This is a genomic window from Kordiimonas lacus, from assembly GCF_001550055.1.
GTDB lineage: Bacteria > Pseudomonadota > Alphaproteobacteria > Sphingomonadales > Kordiimonadaceae > Kordiimonas > Kordiimonas lacus.
In genome coordinates this window covers 644,652-657,990 of sequence record NZ_LRUA01000006.1, presented here as the reverse complement: position 1 = coordinate 657,990, position 13,339 = coordinate 644,652, and the positions used below count along the sequence as shown (strand labels likewise).

Here is a 13,339-nt window from a genome sequence, read left to right as displayed (position 1 = left end):
ACTACCGTGCAGGCAAAAGCTGTGTCTTTGTAGCAGCTTGCGACAAAGCGAGCCCGAAAAGGGGCAGGGTGTGCCGAAGCGCGCTATGAGCCCGGGCTTGACCCGCAGCGCCCACCTGACTACAATGAGAACAAAATGGGAACAAAAATGGCGCGGATATTTTTTGGATGTTCGGTCATGTTTCTCTTTGATGCGGTGGCTGGCATGTTCTATTGTCGCTGCCACACGGGCGCGGAAAGCGCCCACGAATGACGAATAAGGGGGCTCTGATGGCCGGTAGTGTAAATAAAGTAATTTTGGTTGGTAACCTTGGGCGCGACCCGGAAGTGCGCACGATGAATGACGGTTCACCTGTTGTGAATCTCTCCATCGCCACGTCCGAGACATGGCGCGACCGCAATTCGGGTGAGCGCAAGGAGCGCACCGAATGGCACCGGGTTGTCATCTTCAACGAAAATCTGGCCAAAGTGGCGCAGCAGTACCTCAAGAAAGGCTCGACCGTTTATATTGAAGGCCAGCTGCAGACCCGCAAATGGACCGACCAACAAGGCGTTGAGAAATATTCCACCGAAGTGGTGCTGCAGCGCTTCCGCGGTGAGCTGACCATGCTTGGCGGCCGTGGTGACAGCCAGGGTGGTGGCTTTGCCGACAATAACCAGTCCGGTTACGGCGGTGACTTTGCTGGCCCATCCGGTGGTGGCCAGGGCGGCAACCAAGGCGGCGGCTTCGGCGGCAGCAATCAGGGCGGTGGCCAGCAAGGTGGCGGCATGGGCGGCGGCGCCGACCTCGATGATGAGATCCCGTTCTGATTCGTGCTGAATTAGAAGTTTAAATAAGGCCCGTAACAAATTGTTGTTGCAGGCTTTTTTGTAAGTTTCGTGATGATGACGCCAGCTGAATTGGTTCAGGAACAATTGGAAGCCTATAACGCCCGGGACCTTACACGGTTCCTGGCGTGCTTCAGTGATGATGTCTGTGTTTATCGCCCACCGCTTGGTGAGCCGGTGATTGCGGGCAAGGCCGCGTTCGGTGACTTTTACGCCCGCGAGCGCTTCGTGCATGAAGGGCTGCGCGCCGAACTCGTGAACCGTTTTGTCCTTGGGAGCAAAGTGTTCGACCACGAGCTGATCCACGGCATTGCCGATGAACCGATCGAGATGGCAGTCTGTTTTGTGGTCAAAGGTGGCTTGATCCGTCAGGTGATGGGCTTTTCGCCAGATTAAGCCGGGCGGGATGCGAATTTCTGGATGGCGCGCGCCAGTTTCTCTGGCGTGAAGGGTTTGGTCAGGACTGCGTTCATGCCGCTTGCGATGAATTTCCGGTGATGCTCCTCAAAGACATCGGCTGTCAGGCCAATGATGGGGACGTGTTTCCCGGTTTCCAGCAGGCGAATTTGTTTGGTTGCCTCGACGCCGTCCATATCAGGCATGTGCACGTCCATGAAGACCAGGTCAGGGGTGGTTGCACGGAAAGCCGACACCGCGTCGATCCCATTTTCGGCATGGGTCACGGTGCAGCCAAGCTTTTCGAGCACTTTTCGCGCAATGGCTGCGTTAACGGGGTTATCTTCTGCCAATAGAATATCATAATCCAGCCCAGTCATCGGCATATCGGGCGTTTCGCCCATGGCGTCTCTTGGCGTGTCCCCCTTGGCGCCCCGGATCAAAGGCAAGGTTACAGTGAAGCAGCTGCCTTGCCCCGGTGTGCTTTGCACGGAAATCTCGCCGCCCATCAAGGTTACAAGTTCCTTTATGATCGATAAGCCTAATCCGGTGCCGCCAAATTTCCGGGTGATGGAGCTGTCTTCTTGTGAAAATGGCTTGAAAACCAGGTCAAGTCGGTCTGAGGCGATGCCGGGTCCTGTATCCGTCACCGTTAACTGCAAGGTAACCGGTTGTCCGGCGCCAATCTCCTCAGTCCTTCCCTCTTTCACACCGACCGAGACCGAGACGCGGCCCTCTTTGGTGAATTTGAGCGCGTTGCTGACCAAGTTCCACAAAATCTGCCGCATCCTCACCGGGTCCCCGATCAGCAGGTCGGTTTCGCTGGATGAGAGAGAGGTCCGCAATTGAATGTTTTTCTCCTCGGCCTGTGCTGCAAATGGCGTCATGGTTCCGGACACCAGATCCTTCAGGCTGAAGCAGGTTTCTTCGAGTTCGAGTGCACCGGCCTCAATTTTACCCATATCGAGCACATCATTGATGATGGCCAGCAAGGTATTGCCGGAGGTCTGAATAATCTTCAGCTGCTCGGACTGCTCTTCGTCAAGTTCGGCGCTGTCCATCAACTGCGCCATGCCAATGATGCCGTTCAGCGGTGTGCGAATTTCATGGCTCATGGTGGAAAGAAAACGCGATTTCGCCAGGTTGGCTTCTTCGGCTTGCAGCTTTGCCTCACGCAAGCGCTGGTGCTGGGCGGTGATCTTCCTGGCAATAGAAGACGACAGGATAATCGCGATAATGACAAACAGCGCCAAACAAATCAGCGTCACTGTCAGGCTGACCTTGTTGAGCTCGGTTGATGCAGCATCAACTTCAGCTTCCTGAATAAGGCCTATAAAACGCCAATCCAGCGTTGGCGACCGATAGACAGTAGCAATATACCGTGTTCCTCCCACGTTCATTGCGGTGCTGCCCTCATTCAGGGTTACGAGCGTTTTGTAGGCCCCGCCGTTTGCCTCAGTCAGTTTTTTGAACGTGTTTTCCGGCGTTGATCCATCGATCAGGATGTTGAGATTATCCTCAATAATCATCAGGTATCCGGTTTCCCCGTAACTGAACTTCTGCACCAGCGACATCAGATGTCCCAGGGATATATCCATTCCGATCACGCCGGTTGCTGTCCCCGTCATGTTGGATATTTTCTTCACGGTGGAAAAAGTCGTGGCGTCGTCCGCAGCCCAATAATAGGCATTGGTCAGGACTGGCTCTCCTGCGGCTTCAATGGCCTGCCGATACCATGGTCGAACACGGGGATCATAGTTTTCAGTGATACCGGCGGCGGGCCACTGCAAATAGCCGCCTTTTGCATCGCCCATGTAAATATACGCCAGGTCAGGGTGATCTGCGGCAAACCGCTCGAAAATATCGTATGCCTCAGCGGAGGGACCAGACAGACTGTTTGGCGCCAGCATCTGTCGAGACCGGGAATTCATGTAGCGCGGCGCCTCGCCAAGGGCCTGACGGATGCTTTCAAAATTGCTGAGGAAATTGAGGTTCTGCTCGACCTGTTCGAACAGCAAGGTAAAAGCGCGATCTATTTGCCGCACTTCGCCTTCAACCGAATTGATAAATGCCGTGCGTGATGCCGCTTTGATCTTGCCGGCGTTGATCCACTCAATGATGGTCACCGGCAATATCACAGATAAAATAAACGCAAGAACCAATGTCTTGTGCAATTTGGTCATATCGGCATCGACTTACTTGTCCGCCACGTAACCGCGAATTTCTATTTTAGCCATAGCTATGGAATAGGGTCGAAAGGTTAATTTAGGCCTACATTGATGCTAATTCATTGCAACAAGCTGTGCCAGCCTGGATTTCAGGAAGGGCAATGCTTCAGTTTCGAACCAGGGTTCCTCGTCAGTCAGATGTTGTTGAGGGGGCATCCGCAGGATAGCGCTCTTTGGTTAGCCAGGGCGTGCTTCGGTGACAATGCCTGTGTCTGTCGCCCACCCCTACATAAACCGCGTGTTAAAGCGCGGGGAAAGCTTTGTGTTGGCGCGGCGTCTCGCCTATGATGGGCTGACCTTCAAGAATGGATAAACCGCAGGCCTATGAGCACCTTAAGTCTTGAGACGCTGGATTTTGTAATCAACGAGCCGCGGCAGGCGCGTGGCCGGCAGACCTATGACCGGCTGCTTATGGCTGCGCAGGAAATCCTGGTCGAAGGCGGCTATGATGCGCTCAATTCCAATGCCATTGTTGAACGGGCCGGGCTGACGCCACCTGCCTTCTACCGGTATTTTCCCAACAAACTGTCGGTCCTGATGGTTCTGGCCATCCGGCTGATGGAGGCGCAGAACGATATTTTCGTCCAGCGGCAGGGCGTGCTGGTGGAAAACCGTGACCAGCTTGTGCAAAGCACGCTGGAGATTCTGACGCAGACAATTGATGTGACACAGAATTTCCTGGCAGGCAGGGAACTGTTGCTGCTGATGCGCGCGTTGCCGGAACTTCAGAAAATCAGGTGCCATTCGCGCGACGTAATGGCGGCTTTCCTGCAAGCCGAACTGTATCCGGTTGAAAATGAAGCCGACCGCCATCATGCACTGACCCGCGCGGCGCTGGCGATCGAACTTGGTTACGCGACCATGGAACTGTTGTTCGATACCGGTCTCAGGGACCGGGATGAGGTGCTGGCCCGCGCTGCCCACGCCATTGTCGCCATCTTTGACGATACGCTGCCTGAAGGCATGGCCGTCAGCTAGCGTCTGGGCGCCACCGTCTGGGCGCTGGTCAGGCAGATGCCGGGAAGACCGGCCAGAAATCGACAATTTCCCCACCGTCATAGACCGCGATATCGCCGAACTGCAGGAACACGGCTTCGCTTTGTTGCGGCCGGAAAAAGACAAATTCGTCGGGCGCAACATCAAGCGCTGGCCCGCCATTGAGCATTTCCTGGTTCGAAGACCGGCCGAAGGTGGCATTATAATCCAGGCCAGGTGGGTCAACGGGGTCAGCCAGCCAGTGTCCACCATAGATGAAAACGGTTTTGCGGTAATTCGGGTCCCACATGCTTTTGATGCCGTCGGCAAATTCCAGCCCCGGCATACGGGTCTCATCCACAGCCTTGATCACCGGTGTGGCGATGAAGCTGGCAGGTTGGTGCGGCTCAAGAAGCTCGCTATCGAAATGGCTGGGTTTGACAAGGCAGGAACCCGCCGACACTTCGTTGGCAATCTTTGTGTCACTGTAATAGCGGTAAGTGGGGCTGCCTGCGGCGTTGCGGGTCATGCCCTCAACCGCGCTGGCGCCAAACTGATCGCGCGCCTGCGTGAGCGCATCTGAGTAGATGCGCCAGGCCGCGTCCTTGACGCTTTCGCGCCAGCCCAGGACCGACGGGATGGCCGGGATATGAGGCTCATAGCCCATGAAGCCGCCAAGGGCGAGATTTGGGCTGTCCTTGATGCTTTTGAGCATGGCGCCAAGCTCGGGGCCCGGTGTCTGGCCTCCACGGTGCAGGCCGACATCCAGTTCGATATTGATCCTGAGCGTTCGGCCCAGGCCTTGCGCGAGCGCGCGGTACTGTTCCAGCCGCTCGGGCGTGTCGATCAGCCATTCGATCCGGTCTGCGGCCGGCCCAGCGTCTGCGGGCAGGGTGTCGAAATAGCGCCGGGCGGCGGCCACCGGCAGCGGTTTGCCAATCAACTGGCTGGCCTTGGGTTTCTGGATGCTGAGCGTGGACAGCATGGGTAGGTTGAAGGTCATCAGCCGGGCGGTTCCGGCCCGCGTCATGATGTGGTCAAGCAGCTTCAGCGACGGCAGCGACTTGGCAACGATGCGGTATCCCATGCCGTCAGGCAGATGGCCGGTGAGGGTGTCGATATTGGCGTTCAGGCGCTGGCGGTCGATCACCAGCGTCGGCGTGGCGATTCCGGCCTTTATAAGCGCCGCCTGCAGGCTGAGGAAATAGGCCGCGCGGGGGCCGCTCCGGTCTTCTGGCCTGAGGGCGATCGCTGCAGCGCCTGCGACGGCGGCACTGCCTGCAAGGAAACGGCGACGGGATATGTTAGGCATCGAATGGCTCCCCGAATATCTTGGCCAGATGAGGATTGAGGAATTTGCCCGCAGGATCAAGGCTTCTGCGCAAGTCGCGGAAGGCCTCAAACTGTGGATAGAGCTGGGTAAGGTCTGCGTGTCCAAGCGTATGCAGCTTGCCCCAGTGTGGCCGCCCGCCATGGGCGCGGTAGATGGGCTCAACCAGCTTGAAGAAATGATCGTACGGCTCGTCAGCCGACGCATGAACCGCGATGGACATGCGCTGCCCGCCTTCGAAGGGGCTGAGCCAGGCATCATCGGGTGCAATGAAGCGTACTTCCATCGGGAAATAGCCGGCTTTCAGGCCGTCCAGGACCTTGATGACCTCGCGCACAGCCTGAACGCCGTTCTCCCGCGGGATGTGATATTCGGTCTCGTTGAACTTGTGCGGCCTGGTGGTGGACAGAAGCTTTGGTGCCGCGTCACTGACATCCTCCACCACGCCTTTGGGGAAGGAGGCTTGTGCCACCTGCTGCCTGAGCCACGGCCACCAGCCAAACTTGTCCCGAAGGGCCTTCAGGCTTTCAAGCAGGTCGTCGTCCTCTGCTGATGCCAGGCCGCCAGATACAGGCCCCTCGTGCAGGTCATGGGTGATGGTGGCGGCCATGCCGGTGGTTGGGAAATAATAGAATTCAAAATTGCGGTGTTTGTCTGCGAGCGCTTCGGCGTCACGGAGCACCTCTTCCACGGGCAGGGCGCGCACAATGCGGCGCAAATTGAAGGCCGGAACGGTCTTGAGCGTATATTCCGTAATTACGCCCAAGGCCCCAAGCGACACTTTCCCAGCAGCGAACAGGTCTGCATGACTTGCAGCTGTTACATCCAGTATATCGCCTGACGCCGTGATCAGGCGGAAACCGGCGATATAGTCATGCAGTGCCGTGAGCTGCGCCCCGGTACCGTGTGTGGCGGTCGAGAAGCAACCGGCCAGCGTCTGGACATCGATATCCGGCATATTGGGCAGGGCCCGGCCGTGCGCTGCCAGGTCAGCCGCGACATCGAACAGGTGCGTGCCTGCACCGAAGACCGCATGGCCAGTCTGGGCGTTGAATGCCCGCAGGCCGGACATGCTGCTGACATTCACCATCAGGCCTTCGCTGGGCGCGAGGCCGGTGAAGGAATGGCCGCTGCCGAAGGGTCTCACCCGGCCGGTTGCACCCCTGATCTGGTCAGCAAGCATCGATTCCGTTTCCGGGTAGCTGATGTCTGTGGGGGTCGCCCGCTCGATACCCGACCAGTTTTCCCAACTTTCTTCGCCCGGAGGAGCGTCAGGGAAGTCGGGTGAATAGCCTGGGCGGACAAAATCTTTCGCCCCCCACATCAGATGTTGGCCCACAGGGACTGCGGCTGCGACACCGATGGCGGCAGCGCCACCTTGCAAGAGTTTTCGCCGGGATATTGGCATGAGTGTCTCCAAACGATAGTTTTAACTATCATTATGGCGACGCAGCATAATGTCAAGGCGGATTAAAGGGCCTTAACCCAACAGGGACTGGGCCCGGTCCACTATCGCAGGCAACGCCTCCGCATTGAACCAAGGTTTCTACTGCTGGCGGATGTTGTTCCGGAATGACCTGTGTTTGGGCGCGAACCGCTGGAATTCGCGCCCTTCTTTTGATCAGGACAATACCCGAAAGCCAATCATCAATATTGCGACCCAGGAGGCCAGGTAGACCGGCGTGCGCAGATATGGGATACCGAAGATATAGACGGCGGCATGACCAAGGCGGGCGTAAAAGAACAGCTGTGTCCATTTTCCGACCGTTTCCGCGGCTGCCATGTCACCCTCTTTGAGAAAGGCTGCTGCCACCACCACGGCTATGAAGGCTGGCATGGTTTCCACCATATTGAGGTGCGCCCGTTGCGCCCGGGCGGCCCAGAGCGCCTGCGGCGGTTGGGATTGGGGGTATCCGTCCGGATAATTCTTTAAAAAGGTAACCAGGCCCCATTCATAAGCCCGGGCGCCAATGTATGGCACCCAAAGCAGGACAGTGAGCAGGCCCGAGAGGGCCAGATAATGAAATGCAGTGGTCATGATTATTTCCTTTCTGGTCTGTTAGCCTGCGAAACCGCCGGAAAGCGCTTCAAGCTTGTTGCCAAACGGGTCGCGCACATAAGCGGCATATACCTCTGCGTGCGGGTAGGCCCTTGGCCCAGGTGCGCCTTCACAGATGCCTCCAGTTGCCAGGGCAACTTGGTGGAAGGCGTCGACGGCTTCGGGGCTGGTGGCGCGGAATGCGATATGGGTGCCGTTGCCACCCGTTGGGGAGGCGCCGTCATACGGCAGCATTGCGATGAATTCGATTGCGCCCGAACCATACGCCAACAGTTGATCCGTCGCGGCAAGCAGGGTGATGCCCAAGCTCTCCAGCAGGGTGTCGTAGAATTTGCGGGCGAGATCAATGTCGCTTACGCCCACGCTAAGATGGTCAATCATTTTCGGCCTCTTCTTCGAGTTGTCAGGTAGCTGACGCTACGATTTTGACCGAGATTAACAATGCGCGGATGTCCGCCTTTTTTGTTCAATCGTCCAGAATTGTTGCCGATGCCTGCTTTCTGCGCATAATGACGGCATTGAAAAAGGAACCGCCATGGATGTTCTCAGCGACATACTCGATATCCTCAAGTTCAAGGGGAGCCTTTATTTCACCACGGACCTGACAGCCCCCTGGGGCATTGAAGTGCCCGACTATCAGAATGTCGCCCGGTTCCACATGGCCATAGGCGGCGATTGCTGGGTGCGGCTGGCAGGACAGGACAAGGCCATTCGCCTGACAGCAGGGGACATGATCCTGATACCCCACGGCTGTCGCCATTATCTGCTGGACAAGCCGGAGTCACCGGTCCTGACCCTGGACCACGTTTTGGCGGAGAGTGGCTATTCGGGTGACGGGTACCTTGTGTATGGCGGTAACGGCGACACATATTCAAAGCTTGTCTGCGGCCATTTCGAATATGATGAAAGCTTCAGTCATCCGCTGGTGCAGGAGTTGCCGGACCATATCCTGATAACAGGCCGACAGGCGATGGAGTTCAGCTGGTTCGACAGCGCCATGAAGTTCATGTCGTTTGAAAGCCAGACCAGCCATCTGGGCAATGACGCGATCGTCAAGCGGTTGGCTGAAATCCTGTTCATTCATTCAGTCAGGCTGTGGAACAGCACATCGGGCCGCGACAGCGGCTTTCTGGCAGCCATTGCAGACCGGCATCTGGGGCGCGGTATCGCAAAGTTTCATGAGCGGCCGGACGAACGCTGGACAATTGAACGACTTGCGGCCGAGGCGGGGCTCAGCCGATCTGTTTTTGCCAGCCAATTCCGGGACATGCTGGGGATGACGCCGATGGAATATGTTACCTTGTGGCGCATGCAGAAAGCCTGTCGGTATCTGCTGGAAAGCGACATGAGCACCGATGCGGTCGCGGAGCAGGTCGGCTACCAATCGCTCGCCGCTTTTTCCAAAGTGTTCAAGAAAGTCATTGGCGTTGGCCCAGGTAGCTACCGGCGGGAGCAGGGGCTGATGCAGGCTTCCTAGTGTGTCAGGGCCCTTACCCGGTGCCTGAGGACGGGCAGCAGCTCGACGTCAAACCAGGGGTTCTTCTTGAGCCAGATGTTATTTCGGGGGCTGGGGTGTGGCAGCGGCAGGATGCTATCTGGATAGGCTCGCCAGTTCCGGACTGTGTCTGTAAGGTTTTTTTCCCGGCGTGCTGGCAGGTGCCAGTCCATGGCGTATCCACCGATCACCAGGGTTAATTCTATATTGGGAAGCAGGTCCAGAAGCTGGCGACGCCACAAGGTTGCGCATTCAGGCCGGGGCGGTAGATCGCCGGACTTTCCGGTGCCCGGATAGCAAAATCCCATGGGCAGGATGGCAATGTAGCTGGGATCATAGAAGGTATCGCGCGTGATGCCCATCCAGTCGCGCAACCGGTCGCCGGATGCATCGTCAAAGGGAATACCGCTTTCATGCACTTTTCGTCCCGGCGCCTGGCCGGCGATCAATATTCTGGCATCCGCGGCAGCCTGCAATACCGGGCGCGGGCCTGCAGGCAGTGTCTGAGCGCAGGCGCTGCAGGCACGGACATCCGCGAGCAGGGTGCTGAGAGCCGTGTCAGTCAATGGTTTATCCTTTCGTTCTGTCTCCTTGATACGGCAATCGTCCGGGCAGCGCCAAATCAAAAGACGATCGCGCAAAAGGAACGGACCTCCGCGCATGGATGCGGGTGACCGGGCGGATTATGTAGGGGCCATCACCTATACGAAAGGATCATGACAGTGCTTAATTCCATCTCTTCCACACTATTCAAATCCATTGCCACCATGGTGGCCGCGCTTATGCTGGCCTCCGCTTCATATGGGGGCGACACAATGGTACGCACCACCAATGTCAGCGACCATAAACTGGCGCTGAAAGGATATGACGCGGTTGCCTATTTCAATCAGGGAGCGCCGGTGGCCGGAAAAAGCCGCTTCAGGCATATCCACAAAGGCGTGGAGTACCGATTTTCGACGGCGGAAAACCGCGACCGTTTCGCGGCGAAGCCCGCAAAGTATGAGCCGCAGTATGGCGGATTTTGTGCTTTCGGTGCGTCTGTCGGCCTGAAGCTGGAAGTAGACCCAGAAGCGTTCGAGATCGTGGAAGGCAAACTATATCTGAATAATTCGCCCGAGGTACATGCCATGTGGCTGAAGGACCCAAGTGGTCGCATCAAGGCAGCGGACCGGAAATGGAAGAATATTCGCACCATGGCGGCGGCAAGCCTGAGCCCGACGCCCTATGATGAATAGCCTCCTGCGTTTTAAAGAGATAAGACCGGCCCTTGTGGCCGGTCTTTTTTTCAGGCTTCTTTCCGGTAGGTGATGCGGAATGCCTTTTGCCAACTGGCGCCGCCATCGTCAGATTTTTCAATATGCAGCATGCGCGTGGGAGACTTGAGTTCCAGCGTCAGGCGGAAGTTGCGCCAAATGCCGTCGCCCACCGGGAAGGTGGTGCCCGATTTGAGGTTGGTAAACACGATTGCGTCGCCTTCAAGCGTGCCTTCATACATATCCATGATGCCCCATACATCATCAATGGCGGCCTTGCGGTAGACATTCCGGTATTGGTCGAAGCTGATATAGGTTTCCATATGAAAGCCGGGACTTGCTGTATCTGCGGGGATTTCCGCCAAAATCATGCCCTTGTGGCGCAGATGCAGGTCCACCTCTGACGCGGGAAAGGCCTGCCAGCTTTCGCCGTTGTCTTCTGTCATTTCAGTGGTCATGGTCCAGCGGCCTTCAAGCAGCGCCAGCTTTTGCATCATGCCGTATGGTTTCTCAGAGACGGGCGGGCGCGCAGCATCGTCAGCCTGTACTGTCACAATGCCTGAAAACGCGAGAAAAGCGGTCAGGAGTGTGGCCAGAGGCCTAGTCAGCATCTTTCTCATGATATGATCCTCCCCTTATGCACAGCAGCATAGGGCGCACGGGCTCTGGCGCAATCGGGAAAATGGTTTAGGCCACCCTTGCAGAGGCCGCGCTTTTTTCCCATGTCAGGGTAGAGAAAGACAAAAAAAGGATAAACATGTGAGGATAGGATTGGCCCTTGGTGGCGGAGCTGGACTTGGCTGGGCCCATATCGGGGTTGTGCGCGCGCTGGCGTCCGAAGGTATCAGTGCAGATATCGTGTCTGGTACCAGCATAGGATCAATCGTTGGGGCCTGTGTGGCCGCCGACATGCTGGATGAGCTGGAGCAGATCGCGCGCGAGATTACCCTCAGGGAAATGCTGGCACTTGGTGAGTTCGGTTTCAAAAGCGGCAGCCTGATTGGCGCGAGCAAGATTGAAAAGCGCCTGCGGGAGCATTTCGGGACGCTCACCATTGAAGGCATGCCCAAGCCTTTTGCGGCTGTGGCGGCGGACCTATACACGGGCGAACGTGTCGTATTCGATGAAGGTGATGTCGTGACTGCGCTTAGGGCTTCATCTGCCGTTCCGGGCGTCCTGCCGCCCATTGAAACGGGCCATATGCTGCTGGCGGATGGCGGCATGGTTGACCCGATCCCGGTTGCGGCAGCTCGGGATTTAGGGGCCGATTTCATCATCGCGGTTGACTTGCAGAGTGACTATGAGGGGCGCGCGCGCCGCTACGGTGTTACGCCGGATGTCAGGAAAAACGGCCGGGCGCTGAAGACGGCGCGGGCAGGGTGGTCGATGGCATTGCAGGCGCTCAGCCGGGCCCGGCTCCAGATTGATCGCCCCAACGTCGTGATTGCGCCGAAGATTGGGCATGTCGACATGGTGGATTTCACCCGGGCAAATGACCTGATTGACCTTGGAAAAAAGGCGGCGCTGGATGAATTGCCTTCCATCTGGGCCGCCATGGAGGCGATGTCCCGGACCGAGAACGTACGCTGAGTGCCAATTGGATTGTTGGCTACTTCAATATTGTGACAACATCGCGTGTCTTTAAGCCAATTACTTGGGGTAAGCCTTAAGTCATTGGCAGGTTCGGGGTGACGGGTACAAATGATCCAATATTCGCGGCAGCCGTAAAAGCATTGGGGAGTAACTTCATCCAGGATTCTTGAAAATGTTACTAAAGATAGTACACTGATCTACTTATGGTGACATTTTAAGACAGCGAGGCATGTTTGTGTTGAGGGCTGTATTGGTATTGGCGGCGATTTTTATGGTGACCCGGCCGTCCGGTGCTGAACACTTCCGTTTAGCCATTGCGTCTGATGACGATCTGTACATCGGCGAAATCCTCAAATTCGCGCTGGAGAAACAAGGTGGCGGCCATACGATGGAGGTGGTCCGCATCGCCCCCATGGCGCAGGGTCGCGCACTCAGGATGCTGGAGGCCCGTGACGCGCGCTTTGACGTACTCTATAGCGGCTATACCGAAGCACGTGCGGGCCGGCTGGCGATCGTGGCGTTTCCACTGACACGCGGCATGCTGGGATACCGGTTGCTTGCCGTACGCGATGACCGTGTTGGCTTGCTCAAGCCCGACATCACCTTTCAACAATTGCAATCCAAGGTGTGCTTCGGTGCAGGAACCGACTGGCCCGACGCCCGTATCATGCGGGATGCCGGCCTGTGTGTCGTCACGGGTACGGATGAAAGCCTGTGGGCGATGCTGGTGCGCGGGCGTTATGATGCCTTTCCGCGCGGGCTGATTGAGGTGGTCAGCGAGATTGAACGAGAAAGAAACCCGGTTAGAGGAGTCACCTTGACGCTCGACCCTTCCGTGATGCTGGCTTACAAGCAGGATTTGTTCTTCTATCTGCCAAAGCATGCGGCGGAGCGGGCGGCTATCATCCAGGATGGCCTGGAAAAAGGCCATGCAGACGGCAGCTATGACCAGTTTTTCTACAGTATCCCGACAATCAAGGCTGCGCTGGCAGACATACAGGCCCACCAGCGAACCACCTTCCATTTGGGAGACTGTGCTGCATGCACGGGGTTGGCGGTCATTTCTGAAGACCACTGGCATCGCTTTGAAGATAAGTCAGCCTTCGCGTCCCATTTGACAGGCTCTGGCCCACAGACCAACCAGTAAGTGGGCAATAAAAAAGCCGGCACTGGAAGGGCCGGC

General features: G+C 57.0%; 14 protein-coding genes. 7 read left to right on the top strand and 7 right to left on the bottom strand.

Annotated features, from left to right (window positions below; all coding sequences use genetic code 11):
- Window positions 1-269: 269 nt before the first annotated feature.
- On the top strand, window positions 270-809 hold the full coding sequence (ssb, locus tag KORLAC_RS11270) for a single-stranded DNA-binding protein (protein WP_068306589.1): 540 nt from the start codon (window positions 270-272) through the stop codon (window positions 807-809).
- A gap of 72 nt (window positions 810-881) precedes the next feature.
- Window positions 882-1,223, top strand: a complete 342-nt coding sequence (locus KORLAC_RS11265; RefSeq protein WP_241493406.1) for a nuclear transport factor 2 family protein — start codon at window positions 882-884, stop codon at window positions 1,221-1,223.
- On the opposite strand, the gene KORLAC_RS11260 is transcribed toward KORLAC_RS11265, so the two are convergent.
- On the bottom strand, window positions 1,220-3,349 hold the full coding sequence (locus tag KORLAC_RS11260) for a hybrid sensor histidine kinase/response regulator (protein WP_160328628.1): 2,130 nt from the start codon (window positions 3,347-3,349) through the stop codon (window positions 1,220-1,222). The two genes, KORLAC_RS11265 and KORLAC_RS11260, sit on opposite strands and share 4 nt — an antisense overlap.
- A gap of 426 nt (window positions 3,350-3,775) precedes the next feature.
- Here KORLAC_RS11260 and KORLAC_RS11255 point away from each other — a divergent pair, with 426 nt between their 5' ends.
- Window positions 3,776-4,429, top strand: a complete 654-nt coding sequence (locus tag KORLAC_RS11255) for a TetR/AcrR family transcriptional regulator (protein ID WP_068306585.1) — start codon at window positions 3,776-3,778, stop codon at window positions 4,427-4,429.
- Between the two features lie 28 nt (window positions 4,430-4,457).
- On the opposite strand, the gene KORLAC_RS11250 is transcribed toward KORLAC_RS11255, so the two are convergent.
- From KORLAC_RS11250 to KORLAC_RS11235, 4 genes are all read right to left on the bottom strand, one after another.
- Window positions 4,458-5,738, bottom strand: a complete 1,281-nt coding sequence (locus tag KORLAC_RS11250; RefSeq protein WP_068306583.1) for an alanine racemase — start codon at window positions 5,736-5,738, stop codon at window positions 4,458-4,460.
- Window positions 5,731-7,164, bottom strand: coding sequence for a D-arabinono-1,4-lactone oxidase (locus KORLAC_RS11245; protein WP_074519474.1), 1,434 nt, complete (start codon window positions 7,162-7,164; stop codon window positions 5,731-5,733). Before KORLAC_RS11245 ends, KORLAC_RS11250 begins: the two co-directional genes overlap by 8 nt.
- 213 nt (window positions 7,165-7,377) lie before the next feature.
- Entirely contained in the window at window positions 7,378-7,794 is a 417-nt protein-coding gene (locus KORLAC_RS11240) for an MAPEG family protein (protein ID WP_068306579.1), read from the bottom strand.
- A gap of 21 nt (window positions 7,795-7,815) precedes the next feature.
- Window positions 7,816-8,196, bottom strand: coding sequence for a VOC family protein (locus KORLAC_RS11235; RefSeq protein WP_068306577.1), 381 nt, complete (start codon window positions 8,194-8,196; stop codon window positions 7,816-7,818).
- A 154-nt stretch (window positions 8,197-8,350) separates the two neighbouring features.
- Between KORLAC_RS11235 and KORLAC_RS11230 the strand changes: the two genes are divergently transcribed.
- Window positions 8,351-9,292, top strand: a complete 942-nt coding sequence (locus tag KORLAC_RS11230) for an AraC family transcriptional regulator (RefSeq protein ID WP_068306575.1) — start codon at window positions 8,351-8,353, stop codon at window positions 9,290-9,292.
- On the opposite strand, the gene KORLAC_RS11225 is transcribed toward KORLAC_RS11230, so the two are convergent.
- Window positions 9,289-9,876 carry a uracil-DNA glycosylase family protein gene (locus KORLAC_RS11225; protein WP_068306573.1) on the bottom strand — a complete coding sequence of 196 codons (588 nt, stop codon included), beginning with the start codon at window positions 9,874-9,876 and terminating at the stop codon, window positions 9,289-9,291. The genes KORLAC_RS11230 and KORLAC_RS11225 overlap by 4 nt on opposite strands.
- Window positions 9,877-10,026: 150 nt before the next feature.
- Here KORLAC_RS11225 and KORLAC_RS11220 point away from each other — a divergent pair, with 150 nt between their 5' ends.
- On the top strand, window positions 10,027-10,545 hold the full coding sequence (locus KORLAC_RS11220; RefSeq protein ID WP_068306571.1) for a YHS domain-containing (seleno)protein: 519 nt from the start codon (window positions 10,027-10,029) through the stop codon (window positions 10,543-10,545).
- 50 nt (window positions 10,546-10,595) lie between these two features.
- Here the strand turns inward: KORLAC_RS11220 and KORLAC_RS11215 are convergent, their stop codons facing one another.
- Window positions 10,596-11,183, bottom strand: coding sequence for a DUF1579 family protein (locus KORLAC_RS11215; RefSeq protein ID WP_068306570.1), 588 nt, complete (start codon window positions 11,181-11,183; stop codon window positions 10,596-10,598).
- A gap of 139 nt (window positions 11,184-11,322) precedes the next feature.
- Between KORLAC_RS11215 and KORLAC_RS11210 the strand changes: the two genes are divergently transcribed.
- On the top strand, window positions 11,323-12,153 hold the full coding sequence (locus tag KORLAC_RS11210; protein WP_082714627.1) for a patatin-like phospholipase family protein: 831 nt from the start codon (window positions 11,323-11,325) through the stop codon (window positions 12,151-12,153).
- A 232-nt stretch (window positions 12,154-12,385) separates the two neighbouring features.
- A complete protein-coding gene (locus tag KORLAC_RS11205; RefSeq protein ID WP_139167644.1) occupies window positions 12,386-13,303 on the top strand; it encodes a hypothetical protein in 918 nt (305 codons plus the stop codon).
- Window positions 13,304-13,339: the final 36 nt, after the last annotated feature.